General features: G+C 67.2%; 21 protein-coding genes. 6 read left to right on the top strand and 15 right to left on the bottom strand.

The annotated features are described in order from the left end of the window. Nucleotides 1-15: 15 nt before the first annotated feature. The 4 genes from IPU70_RS27455 to IPU70_RS27440 all read right to left on the bottom strand — a co-directional run bounded on the left by IPU70_RS27455 (nt 16) and on the right by IPU70_RS27440 (nt 4,570). The gene (locus IPU70_RS27455; protein WP_207472424.1) at nt 16-1,026 is read right to left on the bottom strand and encodes a tripartite tricarboxylate transporter substrate binding protein; all 1,011 of its coding nucleotides are present in this window, start codon (nt 1,024-1,026) and stop codon (nt 16-18) included. Between the two features lie 120 nt (nt 1,027-1,146). Continuing rightward, nucleotides 1,147-2,142, bottom strand: a complete 996-nt coding sequence (locus IPU70_RS27450) for a tripartite tricarboxylate transporter substrate binding protein (protein ID WP_242702727.1) — start codon at nt 2,140-2,142, stop codon at nt 1,147-1,149. 17 nt (nt 2,143-2,159) lie between these two features. Next, nucleotides 2,160-3,182: a dipeptidase gene (locus IPU70_RS27445; protein ID WP_207472422.1), complete on the bottom strand. Its 1,023-nt coding sequence runs from the start codon at nt 3,180-3,182 to the stop codon at nt 2,160-2,162. 47 nt (nt 3,183-3,229) lie between these two features. Next, complete coding sequence (locus IPU70_RS27440) at nt 3,230-4,570, bottom strand: FAD-binding oxidoreductase (RefSeq protein ID WP_242702726.1); 1,341 nt, start codon at nt 4,568-4,570, stop codon at nt 3,230-3,232. A 176-nt stretch (nt 4,571-4,746) separates the two neighbouring features. On the opposite strand from IPU70_RS27440, the gene IPU70_RS27435 reads away from it, so the two are divergent. Further along, a complete protein-coding gene (locus IPU70_RS27435) occupies nt 4,747-5,508 on the top strand; it encodes an IclR family transcriptional regulator (protein WP_242702725.1) in 762 nt (253 codons plus the stop codon). A gap of 42 nt (nt 5,509-5,550) precedes the next feature. Here IPU70_RS27435 and IPU70_RS27430 read toward each other — a convergent pair whose 3' ends face one another. The 7 genes from IPU70_RS27430 to IPU70_RS27400 form a co-directional block, all read right to left on the bottom strand. Next, complete coding sequence (locus IPU70_RS27430) at nt 5,551-6,669, bottom strand: FAD-binding oxidoreductase (protein ID WP_207472421.1); 1,119 nt, start codon at nt 6,667-6,669, stop codon at nt 5,551-5,553. Continuing rightward, on the bottom strand, nt 6,666-8,048 hold the full coding sequence (locus tag IPU70_RS27425; RefSeq protein WP_207472420.1) for an FAD-dependent oxidoreductase: 1,383 nt from the start codon (nt 8,046-8,048) through the stop codon (nt 6,666-6,668). Before IPU70_RS27425 ends, IPU70_RS27430 begins: the two co-directional genes overlap by 4 nt. Beyond that, the gene (locus IPU70_RS27420) at nt 8,039-8,341 is read right to left on the bottom strand and encodes a (2Fe-2S)-binding protein (protein ID WP_207472419.1); all 303 of its coding nucleotides are present in this window, start codon (nt 8,339-8,341) and stop codon (nt 8,039-8,041) included. Before IPU70_RS27420 ends, IPU70_RS27425 begins: the two co-directional genes overlap by 10 nt. Then, nucleotides 8,338-10,023: a thiamine pyrophosphate-dependent enzyme gene (locus tag IPU70_RS27415; protein ID WP_207472418.1), complete on the bottom strand. Its 1,686-nt coding sequence runs from the start codon at nt 10,021-10,023 to the stop codon at nt 8,338-8,340. The genes IPU70_RS27420 and IPU70_RS27415 overlap by 4 nt, the downstream gene beginning before the upstream one ends. Then, the gene (locus IPU70_RS27410; RefSeq protein ID WP_207472417.1) at nt 10,020-11,756 is read right to left on the bottom strand and encodes a hydantoinase B/oxoprolinase family protein; all 1,737 of its coding nucleotides are present in this window, start codon (nt 11,754-11,756) and stop codon (nt 10,020-10,022) included. Before IPU70_RS27410 ends, IPU70_RS27415 begins: the two co-directional genes overlap by 4 nt. Nucleotides 11,757-11,766: 10 nt before the next feature. Then, nucleotides 11,767-13,842: a hydantoinase/oxoprolinase family protein gene (locus IPU70_RS27405; protein ID WP_207472416.1), complete on the bottom strand. Its 2,076-nt coding sequence runs from the start codon at nt 13,840-13,842 to the stop codon at nt 11,767-11,769. Between the two features lie 132 nt (nt 13,843-13,974). After that, a complete protein-coding gene (locus IPU70_RS27400) occupies nt 13,975-14,919 on the bottom strand; it encodes a LysR family transcriptional regulator (protein WP_013395305.1) in 945 nt (314 codons plus the stop codon). Nucleotides 14,920-15,049: 130 nt separating this feature from the next. Here IPU70_RS27400 and IPU70_RS27395 point away from each other — a divergent pair, with 130 nt between their 5' ends. Both IPU70_RS27395 and IPU70_RS27390 read left to right on the top strand, forming a co-directional pair. Continuing rightward, nucleotides 15,050-16,021 carry a tripartite tricarboxylate transporter substrate binding protein gene (locus IPU70_RS27395; protein ID WP_207472415.1) on the top strand — a complete coding sequence of 324 codons (972 nt, stop codon included), beginning with the start codon at nt 15,050-15,052 and terminating at the stop codon, nt 16,019-16,021. Nucleotides 16,022-16,205: 184 nt separating this feature from the next. Continuing rightward, nucleotides 16,206-17,711, top strand: a complete 1,506-nt coding sequence (locus IPU70_RS27390) for a tripartite tricarboxylate transporter permease (protein ID WP_207472414.1) — start codon at nt 16,206-16,208, stop codon at nt 17,709-17,711. 48 nt (nt 17,712-17,759) lie between these two features. Here IPU70_RS27390 and IPU70_RS27385 read toward each other — a convergent pair whose 3' ends face one another. From IPU70_RS27385 to IPU70_RS27370, 4 genes are all read right to left on the bottom strand, one after another. Continuing rightward, a complete protein-coding gene (locus IPU70_RS27385; protein WP_207472413.1) occupies nt 17,760-18,233 on the bottom strand; it encodes a DUF4148 domain-containing protein in 474 nt (157 codons plus the stop codon). Between the two features lie 158 nt (nt 18,234-18,391). Further along, on the bottom strand, nt 18,392-19,741 hold the full coding sequence (locus IPU70_RS27380) for a heavy metal sensor histidine kinase (RefSeq protein WP_207472412.1): 1,350 nt from the start codon (nt 19,739-19,741) through the stop codon (nt 18,392-18,394). Continuing rightward, entirely contained in the window at nt 19,741-20,430 is a 690-nt protein-coding gene (locus tag IPU70_RS27375) for a heavy metal response regulator transcription factor (protein ID WP_013395300.1), read from the bottom strand. Before IPU70_RS27375 ends, IPU70_RS27380 begins: the two co-directional genes overlap by 1 nt. 153 nt (nt 20,431-20,583) lie before the next feature. After that, nucleotides 20,584-20,925: a DUF4148 domain-containing protein gene (locus IPU70_RS27370; RefSeq protein WP_207472411.1), complete on the bottom strand. Its 342-nt coding sequence runs from the start codon at nt 20,923-20,925 to the stop codon at nt 20,584-20,586. 228 nt (nt 20,926-21,153) lie between these two features. Here IPU70_RS27370 and IPU70_RS27365 point away from each other — a divergent pair, with 228 nt between their 5' ends. Genes IPU70_RS27365 through IPU70_RS27355 form a run of 3 tightly spaced genes read left to right on the top strand, consistent with a single transcriptional unit; the run spans nt 21,154 to nt 26,799 of the window. Continuing rightward, a complete protein-coding gene (locus IPU70_RS27365; RefSeq protein ID WP_207472410.1) occupies nt 21,154-22,410 on the top strand; it encodes a TolC family protein in 1,257 nt (418 codons plus the stop codon). A gap of 14 nt (nt 22,411-22,424) precedes the next feature. Continuing rightward, nucleotides 22,425-23,609, top strand: a complete 1,185-nt coding sequence (locus IPU70_RS27360; protein WP_207472409.1) for an efflux RND transporter periplasmic adaptor subunit — start codon at nt 22,425-22,427, stop codon at nt 23,607-23,609. A gap of 13 nt (nt 23,610-23,622) precedes the next feature. Beyond that, nucleotides 23,623-26,799, top strand: a complete 3,177-nt coding sequence (locus tag IPU70_RS27355) for a CusA/CzcA family heavy metal efflux RND transporter (RefSeq protein WP_207472408.1) — start codon at nt 23,623-23,625, stop codon at nt 26,797-26,799. The last annotated feature ends 15 nt before the right edge of the window (nt 26,800-26,814 follow it).

Here is a 26,814-nt window from a genome sequence, read left to right as displayed (position 1 = left end):
CGCGGCTTCAAAAGATCATTGCGGCTTGATGCCCAGCTTTTGCGTCACGTCCTGCCAGCGCTTGAACTCGGCTTGCAGGTAGCTGCGGAATTCGTCGGGGGAGCTGCCTTCCACCATCACGTCGCGCGCTTCCATGGCGGCGCGCACGTCGGCGCTGGACAAGGCGGTCTTGGTGGCCTTGTACAGGCCATCGACGATCGCGGGCGGCGTGCCCTTGGGCAATAGCAAGCCGTACCAGGAACCGCCGACCAGGTTCGGATAGCCGCTTTCCTTGGCGGTGGGAATCTCGGGCGCCCGGTCCAGGCGCTGGTCGCTGAAGATGGCCAGCGCCTTCAGCTTGCCGTTGCGGATGAAGGGCAGCGTGGTGCCCGGCGTGTCCAGCGTGTACTGCACCTGGCCGGCCATGACGTCATTGAGCAGCGCCGCGCTGCCCCGGTAAGGCACGTTCGTGGTCTTGATCCCGGCATCCATGTTCAGCTGTTCGGAGAAGAAGAAGTTGGCGGTCATGATGCCCGGCGAGGCATAGTTGACCTCTCCGGGGCGGCTGCGCGCGTACTCCACCAGTTCAGGCAGCGTGTTGGGCGGGAACCCCGGGTTGGCGACCAGGATGAAGGGGCCGCCGCCGATGCGGGTGACCGGGATCAGGTCGTTCATGGGGTCGTAGGGCAGGTCCTTGACCGTGAGCGGCGCTCCGGTCAGCGGCGACGCCGTGGCGAACAGCACGGTGTAGCCGTCGGGCTCGGCCCGCACGACCTGCTGGGTCGCGATGGTGCCGCTGGCGCCGGCGCGGTTCTCGACCACGACGGGCTGCTTGAGCTCCTGGCCCAATTGTTGCGCCAGCATGCGCGCCACCGTGTCCGTGCCGCCGCCCGGCGGGTAGCCGACGATCAGGCGTATCGGCTTGGCGGGCCATGCCTCGGCCAGCGCCGCGACCGGGTGTGCGGCGGCCAGCAGGCCGGCCAGGCCGCACAAGGCTGCGAGAGCGCGGCGGCGTGTAGGCAGAATGGCGAGTGCTCGAACAATCATGGATATCTCCTGGACTCTTCTTGCTGGCCGAGGCCCTGGCGGACCCCGGCTGTTGTCGGATCGTGCGCGACCCCAAGCCGAAGCAGCCCGGCTGCGGCGGCGCAGCCGGGCCGTGGCGCCTTACTTGTTGGCGGCCAGCCCCAGCTTGCGGACGATCTCCGCTTCCAGGGCGTACTGCCGGGCGGCATAGGCGGCGTAGTCCTTGCCGTCCATGTAGACCAGCTCCTGGCCGTACTGGGTCAGGATCTGTTTGAAGGCATCGGATTCGGCCACCTGCTTGAAGACGGCATGCAACCTGGAAACGACGGCGGGCGGCATGTCCTGGGGGCCGGCAATGCCGAATGGCGCGTTGGCCGGCGGCGTGCCGTCCACTTCGTGCAGGGTGGGCGTGTCGGGATACTGGGCGCTGCGCTGTTCGCCCCAGGTGACCAGCATGCGCATCTTGCCGGACTGCACCATGGGCTGCACGGTGGTCGAGCCGGCGTACGCCGTGACCTGGCCCCCGATCACCGCGGTCAGCACCTCGGATTCGCCCTTGTAGGGGATATGGCGCCACGTCACGCCGTTGCGGCCGGCGATGTCTTCCATCATCACGTTGGAGGCGCTGCCGACGCTGGCTGTCCCGTAGGTGACTTCATTCGGGTGCTGCTTGGCGTAGCTGATGAAGTCGGCCCAGGTTTTGTACGGGGAGGCGGCAGGCACCGCCACGCCCAGCGTGTAGCCGCTGAGCATCATGACGTAGGTGAAGTCGCGCGTGGGGTCGTAGCCCATGTCCTGGATGTGGGGCATGCGATAGACCGGGCTGGGCAGGACGGCCAGCGTGTAGCCATCGGGACGCGCGCTCTTGATGGCGCGCGCGCCCATGGTGGCGCCGGCTCCGCCGCGGTTCTCGATGACGATGGCCTGGCCCAGTTCGGGCGCGGCGAGTTCGGCGAACTTGCGGATCACGATGTCGGTGGAACCGCCGGCTTGATAGGGCACGATGATGTGGACAGGCTGGGCGGGATAGGGCGCGGCAGCGGCAGCTGGCGCCGTGATGGCGGCGCCCGCGAGCGGCAAGGCGCGGGCCGCGCAAGCCAGCGCGGCGGTGAAGTAGCGGTGCAGGCGCAGGGTCATGGTGATCTCCATTCGATTCAGGCGGCGGCCCATGCTTGCGCGAATGCGCGCTGGAAGTTTCCGCCCAGCACGCCCAGGATCTGGCTGTCGGTCAGGCCGGCTTGATGCAGCGCATGGGTAAAGGCGGGGAATTGCGCCGGCGTCGGCGTTTCCACGGGATAGCGCGCTTCCATGACGTCGCCAAAGGCATCGGAGAAGTCGCCGCCCGATTTGGCGTACTTGGTGCGCGACATCACCATCACGTGACGCACGGCCTCGTAGGTGTCGACCGACGGGAAGTCGGTACCGATGCCCACGTGCTCGTAGCCGACCAGTTCGCCGATGTACTTCACGTTGGCGACGAAGTCCGACAGCAAGGGTTGCTGGCGTGGATCCCCACGCCAGTTCAGGTAGGCGTGGATGCTGCAGCCGACCACGCCGCCGGTCGCGGCGACCGCCTTGATGACCTCATCCGACTTGTTGCGCGGACGCGTGATGACGGCGTTGGCGTTGGCATGGGTCAGCAGCACGGGCTTGCTGCTGTGACGGGCGGCGTCCAGGCAGGTCTGCGGCGCGCAGTGGCTGAGGTCGATGGCGATGCCGATGCGGTTCATCTCTGCGACCATCTTCACGCCCAGGTCGCTGAGGCCGGCGTTGCGCTTTTCCAGGCAGCCGTCGCCCAGCAGATTGGCTTCGTTGTAGGTCAGCTGGATGACGCGCATGCCCAATTCATGGAACAGGGCAACGCGGTCGATCTGGTCGCCCAGCGGCTTGCCGTTCTGCCAGCCCATGATGAGCCCCAGCTTGCCGGCCTGCTTGGCGCGCGCGATGTCATCGGCCTTTTCCACCAGCAGCCAGGGCGAGTCCGGCGCGGCGCAGCGCTGGCGCCAGGCCATGCAGTCGCGCAGCGCCTGCTCGAAGTCCGCGCCCATCTCGCTGATCGTGACGTTGATGGCGCTGACGCCGCCGGACAGCATGTCGCGGGCGCTGCCGTCGCTGAAGAAGACCAGGCCGTCGACGACGGTGGCGCGGCGATGCAGGTCGACGCTGTGGCTATCCATGAAAGAACTCCCCTGTGGTTGTATGAGTGATCGAACGCTTGCGGCCGTCATGTGCCGTAGCGGCCGTAGCGGAACGGGTGCAGATCGATGGCCGGCGTCTGGCCCTGGATCAGCTGCGCCATGGCTTCGCCAACTGCCGGGCCGATGCCGAAGCCGTGGCCCGAGAAGCCGGAAGCCAGGTAGAGCCCGGGGAGCCCGGGCACCGCATCCATGACGGGCATGGCGTCGGGCGTGACGTCGATGTAGCCGGCCCAGGACTGCGCGATGCGCGCTGCGCGGAAGGCGGGAAAGGCCTGGACCAGCCTGTGCCACGCCTGCTCGACGCCGCGCCTGGACGGCGACGGATCCAGCACGCGATGCCGTTCGAAGGGCGAAACGCGATCAACCGGGAAATGGCGCGGAATCTTCAGTTCCTCGAAGAAGCGCTTGCCGAAGCGCAGCCGCACGAAGCTGCTGTTGGCGCGCCACGCGCTGAAGAAATGAGGCATCAGGCGGAAGGTGTCGGGCACCACGTCCGCCATCGATGCGCCGAACTGCGATACCGAGTATCCGCCGTCGGCGCGCTTGCGGCAGGTGAAGTCCTTGCCATTGATGGCAGCCAGCGGGCCCGTGTCTAGCGGGGTCGTGCGCAGCACGGATCCGCGGACCTTCAATTGCGGGAAGTCGGCGCCCAGGTTGCCGCAGAACAGCCGCGACCAGGCGCCGGCCGCGACCAGTACCGCCTGGGTTGCGACGCGGCCGCGCTCGGTAAGCAGGGCGGATACGCGGCCAGCGCTGCGTTCCACGCCGCGCACGGCGCAGCCTTCCAGGATGTGTGCGCCCGCTGCGCGGGCCAGTGAGGCTATGCCGCGCGTTGCCAACTGCGGTTCGGCGACGCCGTCCGTGCGGCTATACATGGCGCCCGTCCAGGCGCGTCCGGTCGACGGCAGCATTTTCCGCAGCATGCGGTTATCCAGCAGGCGCGCATCAACGCCATGCGCGCGCGCGCCGTCGATCCAGGCCTGATGGCCCGCCGCGTCCACGTCGTTTTCCTGCAGGTAGAACATGCCGCTGCGACGGAAGCCCACATCCACCGCGGCCTGGATCTCTTCCCACAGCTGGTTCGCGCGCTGCGCCAGGGGCACTTCAGGCAGGTCTCGTCCCAGCGTGCGCACCCAGCCCCAGTTGCGCGACGATTGCTCGCAGGCCAGCGTGCCTTTTTCGAACACGGCGACCCGCAGCCCGGCGCGCGCGAGGGCGTAGGCAGTGCTGATGCCGATGATGCCGCCGCCGACGATGGCGACGTCGACGACGGCAGGCAGCGCCGTGTCCGAGGCGCCTGAGCTGTCGTTTGCGGCTTGCGGCATGGCGGTGGCGTGCGCCGGATCATGGGATGGATACGCTTGCATGAAACCCCAATTTGTTTAATTATCGCTATTCGATAACAATATACGTATATCGATAAATTGAGGTGTTTTTATACTGCTCGCGGGGCCGGGCCACAACGTAAGGGTTTCCCTAGGCCAGCTTGCTTTCCCGTTTTTTGCGGACAAAATTCCCTCCCAGCCATACACACGGAACCCGAATGTCTGAACCTTCCGCCTTGATGATCCAGTCGCTGGAAAAAGGGCTGGCCGTGCTGGAGTCCTTCCGCGGCCACGCCTCCTTGAGCTTGCAGGAGATGGCCCGCGAGAACGGCATCACCATCGGCTCGGCGCAACGCGTGGCGTACACGCTGGAGAAAACCGGCTACTTGTCCAAGGATCCGCGCAGCAAGCGCTACAGCATGACGGTCAAGGCCGTGGGGCTGGGCTACAGCTATCTCTACCGGCAGCCCTTGTTCCAGCATGCGCATGCGGTGCTGCACCAGGTCAACCAGGAGTGCGGAGAGATCGTCAACCTTGCCGTGCCGGACGGCGACAACATGGTGTTCGTGATGCGCGTGGCGCCAGCCAGGCACATCCCCGAGTACCTGCCGGTGGGCACGCAGATACCGTGCGTGGCGACCGCTTCGGGGCGCGCGCTATGGGCCTTGTTGCCGCCGGAAGAACTCGAGCTGAAGTTGCGTCGCATCACGTGCGTCAAGCACACGCCGCGCACCACCACCGATATCGGCAAGCTGCGCGCGTTGATCGAAGAGGCCAGGCGCGACCAGTACGCCTATGCCGACGAAGAGTTCTACGCCGGGGACCTGAATGTGGCCGCGGTTATCCATGACGACAAGGGCAATCCCCTGGGCGCGCTCAACATATCCGTACCCAAGCCGCGCTGGTCGCTGGAACGCGCGCGCGAGGAGCTGGGGCCGCTGGTGATCAGGGCGGCAAGAGCGATCAGCAAGCGCAGTTGATGCGGCCTCGCCGCGCAAGCCCTGGCGCGGCCGCCGCAAGGGTCACGCCTGCGCGGCCTCCCAGCGGCTGGCCGAGAACTTTTCAGCCATCATCAAGCCGCCGCGCCCCGTCGCCATTTCGGCGATGACCTCGCCCACCGCCGGCGCGATCTGGAAGCCTCCGCCCGAGAAGCCGAAGGCATGCAGCAGCTGCGGCACCCGGGGGCTGAATCCGATAACCGGGTTCTTGTCGGCGAAGTAGCCTTCGATGCCGGACCAGCAACGGATCACGCTGGCGCAAGCCAGGGCGGGCAGCACCGACGGAGCGGCGCGTCCAAGCTCGGCAAGCGCGGCGCGGCCGGGCCGGCTGCGGTCTCCGGGCAGCGCGCTGCCGTAACCGCCGCCCATGACGACGTTGCCGCGCGCGACCTGCCGGGCATAGAAGCCGCCGCCTTCCACGCCCAGCGACACGTCGATCTGCGGCGTGAGCGGCTCGGTCACCAGCATGGTCGGATACTTGACCTGCAAGGGCAGGTCGTCGTCGAACCATCGGGCCACCGCCGCGCCCCAGGCGCCCGCCGCATTGATGACCGTGGCGGCGCGTATGCGCCGGCCGTCGGCGGCGGTCAACAGGAAATCGCCGCCCTGGGTGTCGGCATGGGTGATGGCGCAGTGTTCGAGCAGTCGGGCGCCGGCGCGCGCGGCGGCATGGGCGAAGGCGGGCGCGACCAGGCGCGGATTGGCCTGGCCGTCATGCGGACACAGCGAGCCGCCGGCAAGGTCCGGACTTAGCGCGGGAAAGCGGCGGCGCAACTCGGCGGCCTCGATGATTTCCAGGCCGAGGTCGAAGTCGCTGACCTTGTCGCGGTAGGCGCAAAGCTTTTCCAGGTCGGATTCGGTGCGTGCCAGTTTCAGGTGGCCGCTGCGGACGTATTCCGCGTCGGTGCCGATGAGCTCGGGCAGGCGCGACCAGATGCCGTGCGCGCGCTGCGCCAGATAAAGCTGTTCGATCGAGCGGCCCTGCCGGCGTACGCCGCCGAAGTTGACCCCGCTGGCGCGTGCGCCGCTCGCGCCGCCGTCGATCAGCGTAGTGGCGACGCCCATGCGGCGCAGCGCCAGGGCGGCACTGGCGCCCACCAAGCCCGCGCCGATGATGGCGACTTCCGTATGCAGCGGGTTCATGGTTGCGCCTTGCCGAGCATGGACAGGTTCAGCGGCTTGACCGGCGCCTGGCCGCGCAGCCGGCCGATGTCCGCCAAGGCCAGTCCGCGGCAGTCGGCCAGCAGTTCGGCCGCGCCCGCCTGGCACATGCGTCCCTGGCACAGGCCCATGCCGATGCGTGTCAGCGCCTTCAGTCGGTTGAGGTCGTCGATGGCGTATTGCCCGGCCGCCGCGCGCAACGCGCCGGCGCGCACTTCCTCGCAGCGGCAGACCATGACCGAGTCGTCGCAGTTTGCGCCAGGCAAGGGAAAGGCCTGGTCCAGGCCGCGCCGGAAACGCGCCCAGCGAGCTTGGCGGCGGGCCAGCCACTGCATTCTGGCGGCGCTGACGGCGATGCCGCTGTCCGCCAGCATGGCCAGCGCGGCACGTTCGCCCGCGAGCTCGGCCAGGACGGCGCCGCCTATGCCCGCGCCGTCGCCGGCCAGGTAGACGCCGGCTGTCGAACTGCGGCCATCGGCATCGCGGCGCGGCAGCCAGGCGCGTTGCGACGCGTCGAAGTCGAAAACGCAATCCAGCAGGTCGGCCAGCTGCGTTTCGGCGCGCAGCCCGTGGCCGACCGCCAGCGCGTCGCAAGCGATGGCTTGCGGCTTGCCGTCCAGGGTCGCGAGCACGCTCTCGATGCGGTCTGAGCCCTGTGCCGCGTCCAGCCGCGCGCCATGGCGCACGGGCACGCCGTGGGCGCGCAGCCATCCCAGGTAGTACAGGCCCTTGGCCAGCATGCCGGGCTGGCTCAGCAGGGCCGGCGCGGCGCGGACCTGGCCATTCAGGGGCGCGCAGTCCAGCACGGCCTGCACCTGGCCGCCGGCCCGCGCATATTGATAAGCGACCAGATAGAGCAGCGGGCCGGTGCCGGCGAACACGATGCGCGGTCCGAACATGCAGCCTTGGCTCTTCAGCGCGATCTGCGCGCCGCCCAAGGAGTAGACGCCGGGCAGGGTCCAGCCCGGAAAGGGCAGCACACGGTCGGTGGCGCCGGTGGCGAGCAGCAGGCGGGTGTAGGGCAGGGTTTCCAGTTCGTCGTCGCGAACCAGGTCGAGGCTGCCCGGCGCGGCATTCCACACCGCGGTGGCGGCGCGGTAGTCGGCGCGGGCGGCCAGGTCCGCGCCGGCCGCGTGGATGGCTTGCGCACGCTTCCACTCGAAGCCATAGCGCTGGCGCGCGGTGCCGCGCGGCATTGCGCCCTGGCGATAGATCTGGCCGCCGGGCAAGGCGGCTTCGTCCACGATCACCGGGCGCACGCCGTGGCGCAGCAGCGTCTGCGCGGCGCGCACGCCCGCGGGGCCGGCGCCGACCACCACCATGCGCGGCATGTCATCGGCACCGGGAGGATTCATCGGCATGCGAGTTCTCCGGGCTGGGCGCTGACCAGCGCCATGCCGTCTTCGACCGCGGTGGAACAGGCGCGCAGACGCGTGCCCTCCGCCGTCTGCACCCAGCAATCCTGGCAGGCGCCCATCAGGCAGAAGCCGGCGCGCGGCGCGCCTTCGCCCAGGGTGACGCGCAGTTGCTGCGCGGCCAGCAGCAGCGCCGTCAGCACGGTGTCGCCCTCATGGGCCTGCAACGGCAGGCCGTTCCAGGTCAGGCGCAGTGGCGCCGAGGCGGGCGCGGACACGCGGCGCAGCAGCGGCTTCATGCGGCGGTCTCCGCGCGGCGCAACTGCGACAGCGTGCGGTCCGGCAGGATGATGTCGGCGTCGTAGCGCAATTCAACTATGGCCGGCATGCAATGCTCTTGGGCGTATGCCAACGCGGCGTCATAGGCAGGCGCGAAATCCTCCGTGCGCTCGACCGCGGCGCCGTAGCCGCCGTAGCTTTGCGCCAGCCGCGCGAAGTCAGGGTTGACCAGTTCCGTCGCCAGCGCGCGTCCGGGATAGGCGCGTTCCTGGTGCAGGCGGATGGTGCCGAACAGGCTGTTGTTGAAGACCAGCACCACGATGCCTAGCCGATACTGGGCGGCGGTGCCCAGTTCTTGCATCGTCATCTGGAAACAGCCATCCCCGGCAAAGCAGATCACCGCCGCATCGCGGTCGCGCAGCTTGGCCGCAATGGCTGCGGGCAGGCCATAGCCCATGGCGCCGACAGCGGGCGCAAGCTGGCTGCCCGGTCCCTTGAAGGCGATATGCCGGTGCGCGTAGAGCGCATAGTTGCCCGCGCCCACGGTGACGCAGGAGCGTCGGGGCAAGGTGGCGGCGACGTGGCGCGCTGCCGCATTCAGGTCCAGCGGGCCGGGTGTGGGCGCTAGCGCAGGGGCTGGGGCCGCCGCTTCAGAGCCGCGGCGGCGTGGCTGCCATCCCGGCGTCGGCGCCAGTCCGGCGGCGGCCTGGGCGAAGCCTTCGACGCTGGCGACCATGCCCAGCGCTGGCGTGCACAGCCGGCCGATCTCATTGGCGTCGGGATGGATGTGCACCAGGGTTTGGCGCGGCGTGGGCGAGGCCAGCCATTCGTAATTGATGGTCGTAGGCTCGCACAGGCGGGTACCCAGCGCGATGACCAGATCGCTGTCCATGACGGCGCGCTTCTGGTGCGCGGGCATGCTGGCGCTGACCTGGCCCACGAAATTGGGATGGTCGTTGTCGAACAGTTCCAGGCGGCGCCAGGCGGTGGCCACGGGCAGATCGAAGCGCAGCGCGAAGTCGCGCACGGCGGCGCGCGCGGCGGCCGGCCAGCGCGAGCCGCCCAGCAGCAGCAAGGGCCGTTCGGCCGCTTCCAGCAGTTCACGCAGGCGCAGCATGTCGGCTTCTGCCGGACGGGCGCAGGGCGGCTGTGGCGCGGCGGCCAAGGTTACGTCGGCGAGACTGGACAGCATGTCCTCGGGCAGCGACAGGACCACCGGCCCTGGGCGTCCGCCGGTGGCGATCGCCCAGGCGCGCGCCAGGTACTCGGGAATGCGGTCGGCCCGTTCGATCTGGGCGACCCATTTCGCCAGCGGTGCGTACATGGCGCGGTAGTCCACTTCCTGGAAGCATTGGCGGTCGGCGGTATCGCTGCCGACCTGGCCGATGAACAGGATCATGGGTGTGGAGTCTTCCCTTGCCGTGTGCACGCCGATCGCGGCGTTGGTCGCGCCCGGACCGCGCGAGACGAAGCAGACGCCGGGCTGGCCGGTCAGCTTGCCGTGCGCCTCCGCCATGTAGGCGGCGCCGCCTTCCTGGCGGCAGACCACGGCTTCGATCGTGTCGCGCCTGGCGTAGAGCGCGTCGATGCAGGGCAGGAAGCTCTCGCCCGGCACCATGAAGACACGCTCGACGCCATAGGCCTGCAACTGCGCGACCAGCAATTCACCGCCGTTGCGCGGCCCTGGGGCGGGCGTGCTCATGCCGCGTCTCCTTGCAGCGCGCGCGTCACGCGCTCCGCGCCGTAGTCGCGTTCGGCCGCGCCCCGGCTGACTTTGCCGCCCAGCACGTCGTTGCGGATGGCGGCGGCGGCGCGTTCGGCGGGCAGGCCGTAGCCGCCCCCTCCTGGCGTCTCCAGGCGCACGGATTGGCCGCTGGCCAAGGAATGGCTGGCGATCTTGTTGGGCAGGCGTTGCTCGTCCGCGCGGCCGGGGTTCTGCAGGACGCGGGAAGTTCCGCCGGCCAGTCCGCCGTTCAGGCCGGCGGCGCCGAACAGCGCGGCGTCGCAGCGTATGGTGCAGATCAACTGGTCGTGCAGGGAGCGGATCTGGCGCGCGATGCCCATGCCGCCGCGATGGCGGCCCGCGCCGCCGCTATCGTTGACCAGCGCGTACTCCTCGACCAGCAGCGGGTACTCGATCTCCAGCGCTTCGGCCGGGAGGTTGGAGGTGTTGGTCACGTGCACCTGGATGCCGTCCATGCCGTCGCCCTGCGCGCGTCCGCCCGCGCCGCCGCCCAGCGTTTCCAGGTATACGAAGGTGCCCTTGCCGTCCTGCATGGGCACCGAGAACAGCATGGAAGGCATGACGTCGTTGCACGAGGCCATGGCGCGGTCGGGCGGAAGCAGCTGGCCCAGCGCGCCGATCACGGTGCCGGCCACGCGTTGCGCCGTGGTGACGCGCGCACCCACCGCCGCCGGAAAGCGCGGATTGGTGATGGTGCCTTCGGGGGCGGTGATGGTGATGGGCTGGAACAGGCCGTTGTTGGGCATGAGCTCCGGGTCGAGCATGGCCTTCACGGCGAAGTAGACGCTGGCGTTCAGGGCGCTGGCGGGCAGGTTGAAGGCGCCGCGCGCCTGCTTGCTGGTGCCGGTGAAATCCACGTGGAGCTGGCCGTCGCGCGCCTGCACGTTGGCCTGGATGGTGACCGGGTCGCCGCCCATGCCGTCGTCGTCCATGCGCTCGGTGAAGGTATAGGTGCCGGCGGGCAGTTGCGCGATGCGGTTGCGCAGGCGCCGTTCCGTGTACAGCATGATGCTGTCGATGGCGGACAGCACGGTCTGCAGGCCGGACTGCTGCACCAGTTCCAGCATCAGCCTGGCGCCCTTGTCGTTGGTGGCGATCTGGGCGCGGATGTCGTGCATGCGGTTGTCCGGTTCGCGCGTGTTGTGCGCGATCATCTCCAGCAGGTCCATGTCCAGCTCGCCCTCGCGCACGATGCGCATGGCGGGCAGGCGGATGCCTTCTTCCCACACCGTCTTCAGATGGTGCGAGGTGGAGCCCGGAACGGCGCCGCCCACGTCGGTATGGTGGCCGATGTTGGCCGCGAAGAAGCGCAGCGCGCCTTCGTGGAAGATGGGGGTGATGACGGTGATGTCGGGCGCATGCGTGCCGCCTGCCAGATAGGCGTCGTTGCACAGGAAGGCGTCGCCCGGCCGCACGCCGGCCGCGCCATAGCGCCGCAGCACGGCGTCTATGCCGCCGGACAGCGATCCCAGGTGCACCGGTACGTGCGCGGCCTGCGCCACCAGGCGGCCGGCGGCGTCGAACAGCGCCACGGAGCAATCCTTGCGCTCCTTGATGTTGGTGGAAAAGGACGAACGGATCAGCGTGTTGCCCATCTCCTCGGTAATGGACAGCAGGCGGTTGCTGAAGACCTCCATTTCTATGGGGTCGAAGGTGTCGGTGCCGGCAGCGGAAGTCGATTGCTTGGTCATGGCGTGCGCCTTAGCTGTTGAGGTTGACGACAAGGTTGCCGTATTCGTCGGCGCGCGCCTGCTGGCCCGGCAGCACGACGGTGGTCGAGCTCATTTCCTCGATCACGGCCGGCCCGTCCACCGGCACATCCACCGGCAGCAGGGCACGGCGCAGGATGGGCGTGGCCACCCAGCCGGTTCCTTCGAAATACACGTTGCGGCGTTCCTTCAGGGCGCCGTCCACGCTGGCGCCGCCAGGCACGCGAGCCAGGGGAGCGCGCGGCACCAGGCCGGTGGCGCGTACCCGGCAATTGACGATCTCCACCGGACGGCCGGCGGCGTCATAGCCGTACTCGCGCACGTGCGCCGCGCTGAATGCCGCGACGAACTCGTCCAGCGGCATCAGCTGCATGCCGTCCAGCGGCACGGCGATTTCGAAGTTCTGGCCCTGGTAGCGCGCGTCGATGACGGCGGACAGGCGCTGCTCCGCGTCGTTCACGCCTTCGCTGGCCAGCCAGGCCCGGGCCTTGCCGGCCAGGGCTGCCAGCGCCTGGCGGACCACCGTCCAGCCGTCGGCGGTGGCGTAGGCCATCAAGGTCTGCACGAAGTCCATGGAAATGTCGGACAGCAGGATGCCGCGCGCGCACATGGTGCCGGGCTCCTGCGGGATCAGCAGGGTGCCGATACCGCAGTCGCGCGCCAGTTCGGCGGCATGCAGGCCGCCCGCGCCGCCAAAGGCGCACAGTGCGAACTTGCGGATGTCATGCCCGCGTTCGGTGGAGACCGCGCGCACCGCGCGCGCCATGTTGGAGTTGGCGATGCGCAGGATGCCGTAGGCGGCTTCTTCGACGCTCAGCCCCAACGGGCGGGCGATCTGCGCTTCCAGCGCTTCGCGCGCCTGGCGCGCGTGGACGGCCATGCGGCCTTCCAGCAGCGCAACCGGATTCAGGCGACCCAGCACCACGTGGGCATCGGTGATGGTCACGACTTCGCCGCCGCGGTTGTAGGCGATGGGGCCTGGCACCGCGCCCGCGCTCTGCGGGCCGACCTTGAGCGCGCCCGCGTCGTCGATGCGCGCGATGCTGCCGCCGCCCGCGCCGATGACGTGCACGTCCACCATCTGGGTCTTGACCGGATAGTCGGCCACCAGGCGGCTGGAGGTGAACAGCGGCCGCAGCTCGGCCACCAGCGACACGTCGGTGCTGGTGCCGCCCACGTCGAAGGTGATCAGATTGGGCAGGCCCGCCACGCGGCCCAGTTCGGTCGCGCCGATCACGCCGGCGGCGGGGCCCGACACGCAGGTGCGCACGGGGGCCGTCAGCACCGATTCCACCGACATCAGGCCGCCGTTGGAGTGCACCGTGGTCGGCTCGGCCGCCACGCCCATGGCGCGCACGGAGCTCACCAGGTTGCGCATGTAGCCGGCCATGCGCGGGCCTACATAGGCGTTGAGCGCGGTGGTCGACATGCGCTCGTACTCGCGGAATTCCGGCAGGATCTCGCTGGACACGCTCAGGTAGACGCCCGGCAGGTGTTCAGCCAGGATGTCGCGGGTGCGGCGCTCGTGCGCATCATTGCGGTAGCTGTGCATGAAGCAGATGGCGACCGATTCGACGCGGGCCGCGGCCAGCGCGCGCGCCACCGCCACCACCTCATCCTCATCCAGCGCCTGCAGCACCGCGCCGTCGGCGCCGATGCGCTCGGTCACTTCGAAACGCCATTCGCGCGGCGCCAGCGGCTGCGGTTTGGTGACGTTGTAGTCGTACAGGTGAGGGCGCGTCTGGCGGCCGATCTCCAGCACGTCGCGAAAGCCGCGCGTGGTGACCAGCGCGCAGCGCGAGCCCCTGCGCTCGATGACCATGTTGGTGGCCACCGTGGTGCCGTGGCCCACGTGCGCCAATTCGGAACCGGCGATCTCGTGTTCGCGTATCAGGTGGGCCAGGCCGGTCTGGATGGCCTCGGACGGATCATGCGGTGTCGAAGGCACCTTGTAGTAATGCAGTTCACCGGTGTGCTCGGCAAGCAGGGTGAAATCGGTGAACGTGCCGCCTACGTCGAAGCCGACGCGAAAACGGCGGGCGCCCGGGGCGGATGCGGTCTGGGTCACGCTGGTCTCCAGGATGCTGGCGCGCAAGGCGCCGGGAGTGGGATGACCAGAATGCTATTGACGCACCATCATTCGGTCCAATCAAAGATTGGTATCAGTTATTATCACTGTTGTGAATGATATGTCGGCACGTCAGTATGGATGAGACTCAGCCGGCTGCGCCTGATCGAACACCATCCCTTGCGCCTGGCAGACCTTGAGGATCTCTTCGCGCAGCCAGCGGTGCGCGGGGATATTGTCCGAACGTTCGTGCCAGATCAGGTTGACGGTGCGCGGGGCGAACGGGAAGGGCGCCTCCACTGCTTCCAGCAGATGGCTATAGGGACTGTTGCGCACGGTGTTCAGGGGCACCACGCAGATCAGGTCGGTCTCGGCCAGCAGGCGCGGGGCCAGCGCGAACTGGTTGATGGTGAGCACCACGTTGCGCTTGTAGCCGTGGGGCGCGAGTTCGTGGTCGATCAGGGTCGGCGTACCCAGCAAGCTCACCATCAGGTGGCGCGCGCGCAAGAAGTTGTCCAGGGTGAAGCGCGGCTGCGCCAGCAGCGGGTGGCCCTTGCGCATGGCGCAGACGTAGGTCAGCGTTTCCAGCGGCAGGGTGCGCAGAGACGAGCCGAAGTTCGAATACACGCCCGCCGCCATGTCGACTTCGCCTTTCTCCAGCAGCACGCCGGCATTGTCCAGCGAATAGGGATGCAGGTGGATGCGGACGTTGGGCGCGACGGTCTGCTGTTCCACGAACAGCGGGCGGATGACCTGGTCGGCCACGTAGTCGGACATGGCCATGCGGAACACGGCTTCGGAGCGCGCCGGATCGAAGTCGTTGCGCTCCAGCGTGTCGGCGATGCGGGCCAGCGCGTCGCGGATCGGCGGCCACAGGAGTTCGGCGCGTTGCGTGGGCAGCACGCCGCCCTGGATCTTCACGAACAGCGGATCCTTCAAGGTCAGCCGCAGCCGGTTGATGGCATTGCTGACCGCCGGCTGCGTCATGTGCAGGGCGGAGGCCGCGCGCGTAACGTTGCGTTCGGTCATGACCGCATCGAAGATGCGCAGCAGGTTCAGGTCCATCGAGGTCAGCATGGCAGTCCCGGGTGATTATCAACGTTGGTGATAGAGATCTATTTTAATTGTTGATTAGCCATATAACACGGGACCGCTTAATCTTCCCCGGGTGCAAGCGCAGTCGTTACACCACGAGGGGAAATCATTGATGGTCAAGCATCTGAAAACTCTGGCCGCTGCCTGTCTGGCGGCCGGGATCGCCGCGCCCGCGATGGCCGCGGACACCTATCCCAGCAAGCCGATCACAATCGTCTTGCCATATGCGACCGGCGGGTCCGCCGACATGCTGGCGCGCTTCGCGGCGCAGGCCCTGCAGGCCGAACTGGGCAAGCCGGCCATCGTCGAGGCCAAGCCGGGCGCGGGCGGCGTGCTGGGTACCGAGTTCGTCTCGCGCGCCGAGCCGGACGGCTACACGCTGGCGTTGACCGCCAGCGGCACCATGGCCGTCAATCCTTATGTCTACAAACTGCGCTACAAGCCGCTGGAAGACTTCAAGCAGATCACGGTGCTGGTCGACCTGCCTTTCGTGGTGGTCACGAACAATGAATTCCCCGCCAAGAACCTGCAGGAATTTATCGACTACGGCCGCAAGAATCCGAACAAGATCACCTTCGGCAACGCCGGCCTGGGCACGCAGCAGCATCTGACCCAGCTCATGTTCGCCCGCGCCGCCGGCATGCAGGTCAACATCGTGCCCTACAAGGGCAGCAGCCCGGCCATGAATGACTTGCTGGGCGGGCACATCGACGCGGTGCTCGATAACACCGGCGTGCAGACGCCCTTCATCAAGGCCGGCAAGGTGCGGCCCTTGTTCGTCACCAACCCGGAACGCGTGGCGGCCCTGCCCGACGTGCCCACCGCGCCCGAAGCTGGCCTGCCGGGGTTTTCCGCGGTTGCCTGGTTCGGCCTGGCCGCGCCCAAGGGCACGCCGGACGAGATCGTCGACAAGATCCAGCAGGCCCTGGCGCGCGAGTTCGCCAAGCCGGAAATGAAGCAGCGCCTGCTGGACCTGGCAATGATCCCGCGCGTGTCCACGCCGGCTGAAACCACCGCCCGCGTGAAGAGCGACCTGGAAACCTTTGGCAAGATCGCCAAAGAGGTCGATCTCAAGCCGATGTGAAGCCATGCCGCGTCAGCGGCATGACCTCGGCATCGCATCGTAGCGAGCGGGTTGCGCAGATCGACAGCGCGCCCGCCATTCTTCAGCTGCGCTTCCCCCAGTCCGTAAAAACCCGGGTTTCTTGGTTATTTATATCGCATTACGATCTATTTTCGTATCACGATAAAAACACCAAGGAGCGGGGATGGAACTTGTCGATAACCTCATGCTGGGGTTCTCCGTGGCGTTTACGCCGGAAAACCTGCTGTATGCGCTGTTGGGATGCGTGCTGGGCACGCTGGTGGGGGTGCTGCCTGGCCTGGGACCCGTGCCCACCATTGCGATGCTGCTGCCGATCACTTATGTGTTGCCGCCCGTCGCGGGGCTGATCATGCTGGCCGGCATCTATTACGGCACACAGTACGGCGGCTCGACCACCGCCATACTGGTCAACCTGCCAGGCGAGACATCGGCGGTCGTCACGGTGCTCGACGGCCACCAGATGGCCCGCAACGGCCGCGGCGGCGCCGCGCTGTCGCTCGCCGCCATCGGCTCCTTCTTCGCGGGCTCGGTGGCCACCATGCTGATCGCGGCATTCGCGCCGCCGCTGGCCGAGGTCGCGTTCAAGTTCGGGCCGGCCGAGTACTTCTCGCTGATGACGCTGGGTCTGGTGGGGGCGGTGGTGCTGGCCTCCGGTTCGCTGGTCAAGGCGATCTGCATGATCCTGCTGGGCCTGCTGCTCGGCCTGGTCGGCACCGACGTCAATTCCGGCGTGGCCCGGTACGACTTCGGTATTCCTGAACTGCAGGACGGCATCAATTTCGCGATCGTGGCGATGGGCGTGTTCGGCTTTGCCGAGATCATGAACAACCTGGAACTGAAGGACAAGCGGGTCGAGATCACGGACAAGGTGGGCTCGCTGTATCCCAACCGGCAGGAGATCCGCGAGGCGGCGCCTGCGATTGTGCGCGGCACGGCGGTCGGATCGATGCTGGGCATCCTGCCCGGGGGCGGCTCGGTGCTGTCGGCCTTCGCTTCCTACACGCTGGAAAAGAAGCTGTCCAAGGAACCCGGGCGTTTCGGCAAAGGGCACCCGGCCGGACTGGCCGGGCCGGAATCGGCCAATAACGCCGGCGCGCAGGCGTCCTTCATTCCGCTGCTGACGCTGGGCATTCCGGGCAATGCGGTGATGGCGTTGATGGTGGGCGCGATGACCATCCACAACATCCAGCCCGGCCCCCAGGTCATGACCAGCCATCCGGAGCTGTTCTGGGGCCTGATCGCGTCGATGTGGATCGGCAACCTGATGCTGGTGATACTCAACCTGCCGCTGGTCGGGCTCTGGGTCAAGCTGCTCAAGGTTCCCTATCGCATCCTGTTCCCCGCGATCCTGGTGTTCTGCACGATCGGGGTGTACTCGCTCAACTACAACACCTTCGATCTATACATGACGGCCTTCTTCGGCGTCGTTGGCTACATCTGGAGCAAGCTGCGCTGTGAGGGCGCGCCCCTGCTGCTTGGCCTGGTGCTCGGCCCCATGATGGAAGAAAACTTCCGCCGCGCGCTGCTGCTGTCGCGCGGCGATTTCACGACTTTCGTGGAGCGGCCGCTGTCCGCGAGCCTGCTGGGCGCGGCGCTAGTGCTGGTGGTGCTGGTTGCCTTGCCGAACATCCGCAAGAAGCGCGAGGAGGCATTTGTCGAAGAGGACTGAGGAGGGGGGCGCTCCTGCATTCATGCCGGGTCGCGCTTCGGCCGGTGCTTATTGCCTGCCGTTCTCGATCTCCAGCTGCTGCCGATACTCCGCGCCCGTGCGCATCCTGACATACTCCGCGTAGCGCTGACGATACTTCAGGCTGAACACGTCAGGCCCTTGTGATCCGCGATAGAGGTCCGCCATGCCCGAGCGCTTCCACAGGTTCAGGTCGGCGCGGACTTCCGCGCGCGTCTTGGATGTGGTGGCGGGCGGGGACGGCGGGTAGTCCAGCTCGCCGTAGGTGACCAGGCCGGCGGCCTTGGCGCGTTGCAGCTCGTCGGCGACTTGGGCGCTGGTCTTGCCGGTTTGGGCGGGCGCGATGGCGGGCGGATAGTCCAGCTCGCCGTACGTGACCAGGCCGGCGTTCTTCGCCTGCTCGAGCTCGAGCCTGACCTGTTCGCGGGTCTTTGGCTCGGCCTGGACAGCCGGGGCCGCAGCGGCAACGGAAATGGCAAGGATCAACAGGGTCAGACGATTCATAATTTCTCCATGGAACGTAATCCGGCAGTCTCAAAAATCCAGGGGAGGCAGATGGCCTCCCTGAGGCCGGCGCCCTTGAAAGCCGCTGTAGCGGCCGGTCTTCAAGCGGCATGGAGAAATTCTAGGGAGCGGGCGCGGACAGAATCCGGACAGGCGGATTAGCTTTCTGTAATGTTCGCCGCCGCGATGCTGAAGCCTATGGTCGTGGTCCGGTTCGCCGATCTGGCGTAGCTGCGGCCGCCGTGCATGCGGGCGATGGCGGCGACAATGGCCAGCCCCAGCCCATGGTGGTTGGCGTCGAACTCGCGCGAGGTGTCGCTGCGGTAGAAGCGGTAGAAAAGCCGCGGCAGATGCTCTTCCGGTATCGGCTCGCCCTGGTTCCGCACGGAGATCAGGATTTCTTCGGGGGCGCCGCGCGCGATCTCGACTTCGATCACGCTGCCCGGGGCGGCATAGCGCACGGCGTTCGAGACCAGGTTGGATACGGCGCGCTGAAATAGCGTACGGTCGACCTGGGCCGGCGCGTCGCCCACCACGGCGATATCGACCCCGGCGTCCAGGGCTTCGGCCTCGTGATACTGCGTGACCTCCTGGACGATGGCGGACAGGCTGTTCTGCCAGCTGCCTCGGGCCTGCGCGCCGCGGTCGGCCTGCGACAGGAACAGCATGTCGTTGACGATGCTGGAGAGGCGTTGCAGTTCCTCCAGATTGGAGCCCAGCGTTTCCAGCAGCGCTTGCGGCGATGGGCGCGTGCTCAGCGCCAGCTCGGTCTCGCCGATCAGGGTCGCCAGCGGCGTGCGCATCTCGTGTGCGACGTCGGCGTTGAATCCTTCCATCTGCACGTAGGCGCGCTCAAGCCGTTGGAGCACTGCGTTGAACTGGCGCACCAGCGGCCGGATCTCGCAGGGCTGGCCGCTTTCGTCGAGCCGTTCGCCGATGCGGTCCGGAGACAGCTGCGCCGCCTGTTTGCCCAGCGCGTCCAGCGGCGCCAGCCCGCGGCGCACCAGCAGCGTTCCCACCGCCGCCACGACGATGGCGCCCGCCAGGGCGCAGGCAAACAAGGTCCAGGCCAGCGCCTTGCGCAGCAGGATGTCGCTGGAGATGTCCAGCACCAGTTCCGCGTTCATGGCGTCGCCGGGCGCGCCGGGATAGGGCAGCGTGAAGGCAATGCGCCGCTCATGGTGGAAATCGTTGTCGCCGGCGATGGGGCTGCCGTAGTAGACCTTTTCGCCGTCTATCTCCAGCACCAGCGAGAAATCCGGACGCCCGTAGAAGAAGTCGCTCAGCTTGTGGCGCAGGCGGGTGGAGTCCTGGCTGGCGGCGTTTTCCTCGACCAGGTGCCGCACGACTTCGACCTTCTGTTGCAGCAGGGCTTCCTGGCGGCTGGCCAGGTTCAGGTTGGTCGCGTAATAGACCGCGACGCAGACCAGGCCAAGTGCGATGAAGGTCTGGATCGCCAGCCAGCGCGACAGCCAGCGATGCAGCGATTGGGGGCGCTGCCCGGACATCAGTCGCTCCGCGGTTCCAGCACGTAGCCCATGCCGCGCACGGTATGCAGCAGCTTCTTGTCGAAGGGTTCGTCGACCTTGCCGCGCAGGCGGCGGATCGCGACCTCGACCACGTTGGTGTTGCTGTTGAAGTTGATGTCCCACACCTGTTCGGCCAGCTCCAGCCGCGACAGGACTTCCCCCTGTTTGCGCATCAGCAGCGCCAGCAAGGTGAATTCCTTGGCGGTCAGGTCCAGCCGCACGCCGTCGCGGCTGGCGCGCCGGCGCAGCAGGTCCAGCTCCAGCCCGTCGATGCGCAGCACGTTCTGGGCAATGGTTTCGGTCTGGCCGTGGCCGCTGCGCCGGCCCAGCGCCAGCACGCGGGCCAGCAGTTCCGACAAGGCGAAAGGCTTGGCCAGGTAGTCGTCGGCGCCGTCGCGCAGGCCCTTGACCCGGTCTTCGAGCTTGTCGCGCGCGGTCAGCATCAGGACGGGGACGCGGCTGGTCTTGCGGATCTCGGCCAGCACGGAAAAGCCGTCCATGGCCGGCAGCATCACGTCCAGCAGGACCAGGTCGTATTGGCTTTCACGGACCAGATGAAGGCCGGTGACGCCGTCCAGGGCCACGTCGACGACGTAGTTGTGTTCGGTCAGCGCTCGCCGCAAGTACTCGGCGAGTTTTTTTTCGTCTTCGATTACGAGTACTTTCATATCAGCAGAATAAAAAGAGTGCGCGGAAGTCCTCGGATTCTGAGTCCTATTCTAGGCGGAATCGTGGCGGGGAAAGAAACGCAAACAGGGCGGCCCAGCCGCCCTGCGCAGCGCCGGCAGGCACGCGGGACGCGTCCGCCACGGGGCCGGGGTTCAGCCCGGGGTGTAGATCGCGTCCAGGCGGGCGCGTTCGGCCGGCGTCATGGCCTCGATTTCCGCCATGGCGTCCGCGCGGGTGCGGGAGGTGCCTTGCCTGACCCAGCCAGGCTTGGCGGCGTTCAGATTGGTCAGGAACCACTGCTTCGGGTCGGACTTGGCCACGGCCAGCTCGGCTTTCACTTCTTCGCGTGTCTTGCCGGCGGTGGCGTGGTCCGGCGCGATGGCGTAGCCGATTTCCGTATTGGTCTGGTGCCAGGTGCTCGAGGCGCTGGCGGCAAAGGGAAAGGCCAACGCGGAACCCAGGGCGAGGGCGGTGGCGGCGGTTTTGATCTTCATGGATATCTCCCAGGTTGGGCGTGGCGCCGGTAGCGGTGTTCCGTCAGGCGCATACACGCTGTTTGTGTAGCGACGGTGACACTCTACGGACCCGTGTCCGTCAATTCGCGAACTCCCTGATTACGTTTTTGTAAGGCCCGAGAACCTTACGGAAATGTCATTTTTCTGTCGGTCGATTGACGCGCCCGTCTGGATACATTGCCGGCTCGCACCTTCCTTGGTTGAACCATGCATGTATCTGCCTTGCCGCTGACCCTGGCGGCCCTGATGATCGCCGCGTCCGCGTCCGCCCAGGACGCAGGCGCGGCCCGCGCTCCCGTACCCATGGAGCAGAGCCAGACAGGCGCCGTGCTGACGCTGGAGAACGCCCTGGCCGCGGCGCTGGAACGCAATCCCGGATTCGCCGCGGCAAAGAATGAGGCCGCGGCGACCGAAGGCCTGCTGACGCAGGCGGGCCTGCTGCCCAACCCTTCCATCGACGTCAGCGTGGACGATACGAAATCGGCCACGCGCACCACCACCACCATGTTGAACATGCCGCTGGAAACGGGCGGCAAGCGCGCCGCCCGGGTCAAGGCGGCAGGCCTGTCCCGGGACATGGCGCGCCAGGACGTGGCGGGCACGCGGGCCGGCCTGCGGGCGGCGGTCATCGCGGCTTTCTTCGACGTGGCGGTGGCGCAGGAATCCGTGCGTGTGACGCGCGGCACCGTGGACATCGCCAGCGGCGCCTTGCAGCTGGCCGAGAGGCGCGTGGCCGCCGGCAAGGCGCCGCCCCTGGAAGGCAGCAAGGCCCAGGTTGCGCTGGCCAATGCGCGCATCGAGGCGCGCGGCGCCGAGGCGGCGTTGCTGGGCGCGCGCCGCAAGCTCGGCCTGCTCTGGGGCGAAGCGGAGCCTGGCTTCGCCAGCGTGGGTGGAGATCTGAAAACGTTGCCGGAGCGGGCGTCCATCGACGAGCTGCGCGCCGGCCTGGCCGCAACGCCCAGGATGCAGGGCGGCAAGCTCGCCGTCGACCTGGGGCAGGCGCAGCTGGAGGTCGAGAAGAGCAAGCGTTATCCGGACATCACCTTGAGCGCGGGCGTGGCCCGCGATAACGAGGCAGGCCGCAACAAGGCCCAGCTCGGCGTCTCCATTCCCTTGCCGATCTTCGATCGGAACCAGGGCAATGTCTACGCCGCCACCATGCAGGCCTACAAGGCGCAGGACCAATTCCGCGAGCTGGAATCCGGCCTGATGGGGGAACTGCTGCAGGCCGTGACCCGGTTCGATCTGGCGGTGGGCTCCGCGCGTGAATACCGGACCGCGGTGCTGCCGGGCGCCACCCAGGCCTATGACGCCGCGCGCAAGGGCTTCGAAGCAGGGAAGTTCGGCTACCTGGAAGTGCTGGACGCGCAGCGCACCCTGTCCGACGGAAACATCGCCTACCTGACGGTGCTGGCATCCGTGTACCAGGCTTCCGCGGATATCGACCGCATTCTCGGACGTTGAAACGAGCATAAGAAATGGCAAAACACAAAAACAAGCAACACCCCATGATGTGGACGGCGGCCGGCCTGTGCGCGGCGCTGCTGCTGGCGCCCGCGTACCCGGCGCAGGCCGCGGGCGAAGCGGATCACGGGCATGCCGAGACGGAACAAGGCGCGGAGGCTGCGAAGGAACAGGAAAAAATCGCCCTGACGCCCGAGCAGATCGCGGTGGCCGGTATCAAGTCCGAAGTCGCCGCGCCTGCGGCGCTGGCGACGTCCGTGCAGTTCCCGGGCGAAATCAAATTCAACGCGGACCGCACCGCGCACGTGGTGCCGCGCATGGCCGGCGTGGTGCAAAGCGTGTCGGCGGATCTGGGCCAGCAGGTCAAAAAGGGTGAACTGCTGGCGACCTTGTCCAGTTCGGCGCTGTCCGAGCTGCGTAGCGAATGGCTGGCTGCGGCCAAGCGGCGCGATCTTGCCGCCCAGACCCACAGGCGCGAACTGCGCCTGTGGCAGGAAAAAGTGTCCGCCGAACAGGACTACCAGGCGGCGCGCACCGCGCTGCAGGAGGCCGATATCGCCGTGCAGAACGCCGAGCAGAAGCTACGGACCGTGGGCGCCGAGCCGCGCTCCAAGGACCTGGGCAGCCTGGAGATCCGCGCGCCCTTCGACGGCGTGGTGGTGGAAAAGCATATTGCGCTGGGCGAAGCGCTGCCGGACAACGCCAGCATCTTCACCTTGTCGGACCTGCGCACGGTATGGGCTGAATTCGTGATCGCACCCAAGGACCTGCAGGATGTGCGCGTCGGCGAAGCGGCCAGCGTGAGCTCCGCCGCGTTCGCCGGCAAGGCGGAAGGCACGGTCTCGTACATCGGCTCGCTGCTGGGGCAGCAGACGCGCACGGCCACCGCGCGGGTCACGCTGGAGAATCCGGACATGGCCTGGCGTCCCGGGCTGTTTGTTTCGGTCGACGTGGTGACCCGGATGTCCGACGCCGCGGTAACGGTGGCGGCCGACGCGGTCCAGACCGTCGACAACGAACCCACCGTGTTCGTGGAAGTGCCGGGCGGTTTTCTGGTGCAGCCGGTGAAACTGGGCAAGGCTTCGGACGACCGGGTCGAGGTGCTGTCGGGACTTGCACCCGGCACGCGCTACGCGGTCGAAAATACCTTCGTCCTCAAGTCGGAGCTGGGCAAGGCCGGCGCCGAGCACGCGCATTGAGACGGAGCGGAACATGTTTGAGCGCTTGATCCGTTTCGCCATCGAACAACGCTGGTTGGTGCTGTTCGTCACCCTGGGCATGGCCGCCATCGGCGTCTACAACTATTCCAGGCTCGCCATCGACGCGGTGCCGGATATCACCAACGTGCAGGTCCAGATCAACGTCGGCGCGCCGGGCTATTCGCCGCTGGAGACCGAGCAGCGCGTCACCTATCCGATCGAGACGGTGATGGCCGGCCTGCCGGGGCTGCAGCAGACGCGTTCGCTGTCGCGCTATGGCCTGTCGCAGGTGACCGTCATCTTCAAGGACGGCACAGACATCTACTTTGCCCGCCAACTGGTGAACCAGCGCCTGCAGGAAGCAAAGGAGAAACTGCCCGAGGGCGTGACGCCCATGATGGGGCCGATATCTTCTGGCTTGGGCGAGATCTATCTATGGACGGTGGAGGCTCAGGACGATGCCCGCAAGCCGGACGGCACGCCCTACACCCCCATGGACTTGCGCGAGATCCAGGACTGGATCATCAAGCCGCAGCTGCGCAATATTTCAGGGGTCACCGAGATCAACGCCATTGGCGGCTACGCCAAGGAATACCAGGTGGCGCCCAGTACCGAAAAGCTGGCCTCGTACGGGCTGGCGCTGACCGACATCATGACCGCGCTGGAACGGAACAACGCCAATATCGGCGCGGGCTACATCGAGCGCAAGGGCGAGCAGTACCTGATCCGGGCCCCCGGGCAGGTCAAGTCCATGGACGACATCCGCGACGTGGTATTGGCGACGGTGGAGGGCCAGGCGATCCGCATACGTGACGTGGCCGAGGTGTCCATCGGGCGCGAGCTGCGCACGGGCGCGGCGACCAGCAACGGCGAGGAAGTGGTGCTGGGCACGGTGTTCATGCTGATAGGCGAGAACAGCCGCGCGGTGTCGCAGGCCGTTTCCGTCAAGCTTGAAGCCATCAACAAATCGCTGCCGGCCGGCGTGCAGGCCGTGACGGTCTACGACCGCACCAACCTGATCGACAAGGCCATCGCCACGGTCAAGAAGAACCTGCTGGAAGGCGCGGCGCTGGTCATCGTCATCCTGTTCGTGTTCCTGGGGAACATCCGCGCGGCGCTGATCACGGCCATGATCATCCCGCTATCCATGCTGTTCACCTTCACCGGCATGGTGACCTACAAAGTCAGCGCCAACCTGATGAGCCTGGGCGCGCTGGACTTCGGCATCATCGTCGACGGCGCGGTGGTCATCGTGGAGAACTGCGTGCGGCGTCTGAGCCATGCGCGGGCGCACCATGGCAGGCCGCTGACGCGCAGCGAACGCTTCCATGAGGTCTTCGCGGCAGCGCGCGAGGCGCGGCGGCCGCTGCTGTTCGGCCAGTTGATCATCATGGTCGTGTACCTGCCCATCTTCGCGCTCAGCGGGGTGGAAGGGCGCATGTTCCATCCCATGGCCCTGACCGTGGTGCTGGCGTTGCTGGGGGCGATGATCCTGTCCGTGACCTTCGTGCCCGCGGCGGTGGCGATGTTCATGGGGAACAATGTCTCCGAGAAAGAGAACCGCCTGATGGCGTGGGCCAAGCGCCGCTACGAGCCCTTGCTTGAAATCGCGCTGCGCCGCACGCCGCTGATCCTGGTTGGCGCGACCGTCTTCGTGGTGTTGAGCGGGGTGCTGGCGGCGCGCATGGGCAGCGAGTTCATTCCCAACCTGAACGAAGGCGACATGGCGATCCAGGCGCTGCGGATCCCGGGCACCAGCCTGACGCAGTCTATCGAGATGCAGAAGCAGCTGGAGACCCGGCTGAAGCAGAAGTTTCCGGAGATCGAGCGCGTATTCGCCCGCACCGGCACGGCGGAGATTGCGTCCGATGCCATGCCGCCCAGCATTTCCGACGGCTATATCATGCTCAAGCCGATCGACCAGTGGCCCAGCCCGAGGAAGACCCGCGCCCAGTTGCTGGCGGCGATCCAGGAGGAGGCCAACAAAGTCCCCGGCAACAACTATGAGTTTTCCCAGCCCATCCAGCTGCGCTTCAACGAGCTGATCTCGGGCGTGCGCAGCGACGTGGCGGTGAAAGTGTTCGGCGATGACAACGACGTGCTGAACCGCACGGCGGCCGAGATTGCCGAGGTCTTGCAGACCATACCGGGAGCTTCGGAAGTGAAGGTGGAGCAGACCACCGGCCTGCCCATGCTCACGGTCAACATCGACCGGGCACGCGCGGCGCGCTACGGTTTGAGCATGGCGGACGTGCAGGACACCCTGGCCATTGCCGTGGGCGGTCGCGAGGCGGGGACTTTCTTCCAGGGCGACCGGCGCTTCGACATCGTGGTGCGCCTGCCCGAAGCCGTGCGCGAGAACCTGGCGGCGCTGAAGAAGCTGCCTGTCGCCTTGCCCAGGCAGGATGGTCAGGCGCAGGCGTCCTACATCCCGCTGAGCGAGGTCGCCACCTTCGACCTGGCGCCGGGTCCCAACCAGATTTCGCGCGAGGACGGCAAGCGCCGCATCGTGGTCAGCGCGAATGTGCGGGGCCGCGACCTGGGTTCGTTCGTGTCCGAGGCCACCGTGGCCATCGAGCAAAAGGTGCAGGTGCCGGCGGGTTACTGGACGTCCTGGGGCGGCACCTTCGAGCAGCTGCAATCCGCGGCCAAGCGCCTGCAGATCGTGGTGCCGGCGGCTCTGCTGCTGGTATTCGCGCTGCTGTTCGCCATGTTCGGCAACGTCAAGGACGGGCTGCTGGTGTTCACCGGCATTCCCTTTGCGTTGACCGGCGGCGTGATCTCCTTGTGGCTGCGCGGCATTCCGCTTTCCATCACCGCGGCGGTGGGCTTCATCGCGCTGTGCGGCGTGGCGGTGCTGAACGGCCTGGTCATGCTGTCGTTCATCAGCAGCCTGCGCGAAGAAGGCAAATCGGTGGCCCAGGCCGTGCGCATCGGCGCACTGACGCGCTTGCGTCCGGTGCTGATGACGGCGCTGGTGGCCTCGCTGGGCTTCGTGCCGATGGCGATCGCCACCGGCACGGGCGCCGAGGTGCAGCGCCCGCTGGCCACCGTGGTGATCGGCGGCATCATTTCTTCCACCATCCTCACGCTGCTGGTGTTGCCGGCCCTGTACCGCCTGGCGCACAGGAATGACGACGCCGACGAACTTGAACTGTCGAAACCGGCGCCTGCCCGGGACCAAGCCTGATAGAGAGGCGATCCG

It is taken from the genome of Achromobacter sp. SD115 (genome assembly GCF_017355315.1).
Taxonomy (GTDB): Bacteria; Pseudomonadota; Gammaproteobacteria; order Burkholderiales; family Burkholderiaceae_B; genus Achromobacter; species Achromobacter xylosoxidans_B.
This window is presented reverse-complemented; position numbering and strand designations above follow the sequence as displayed.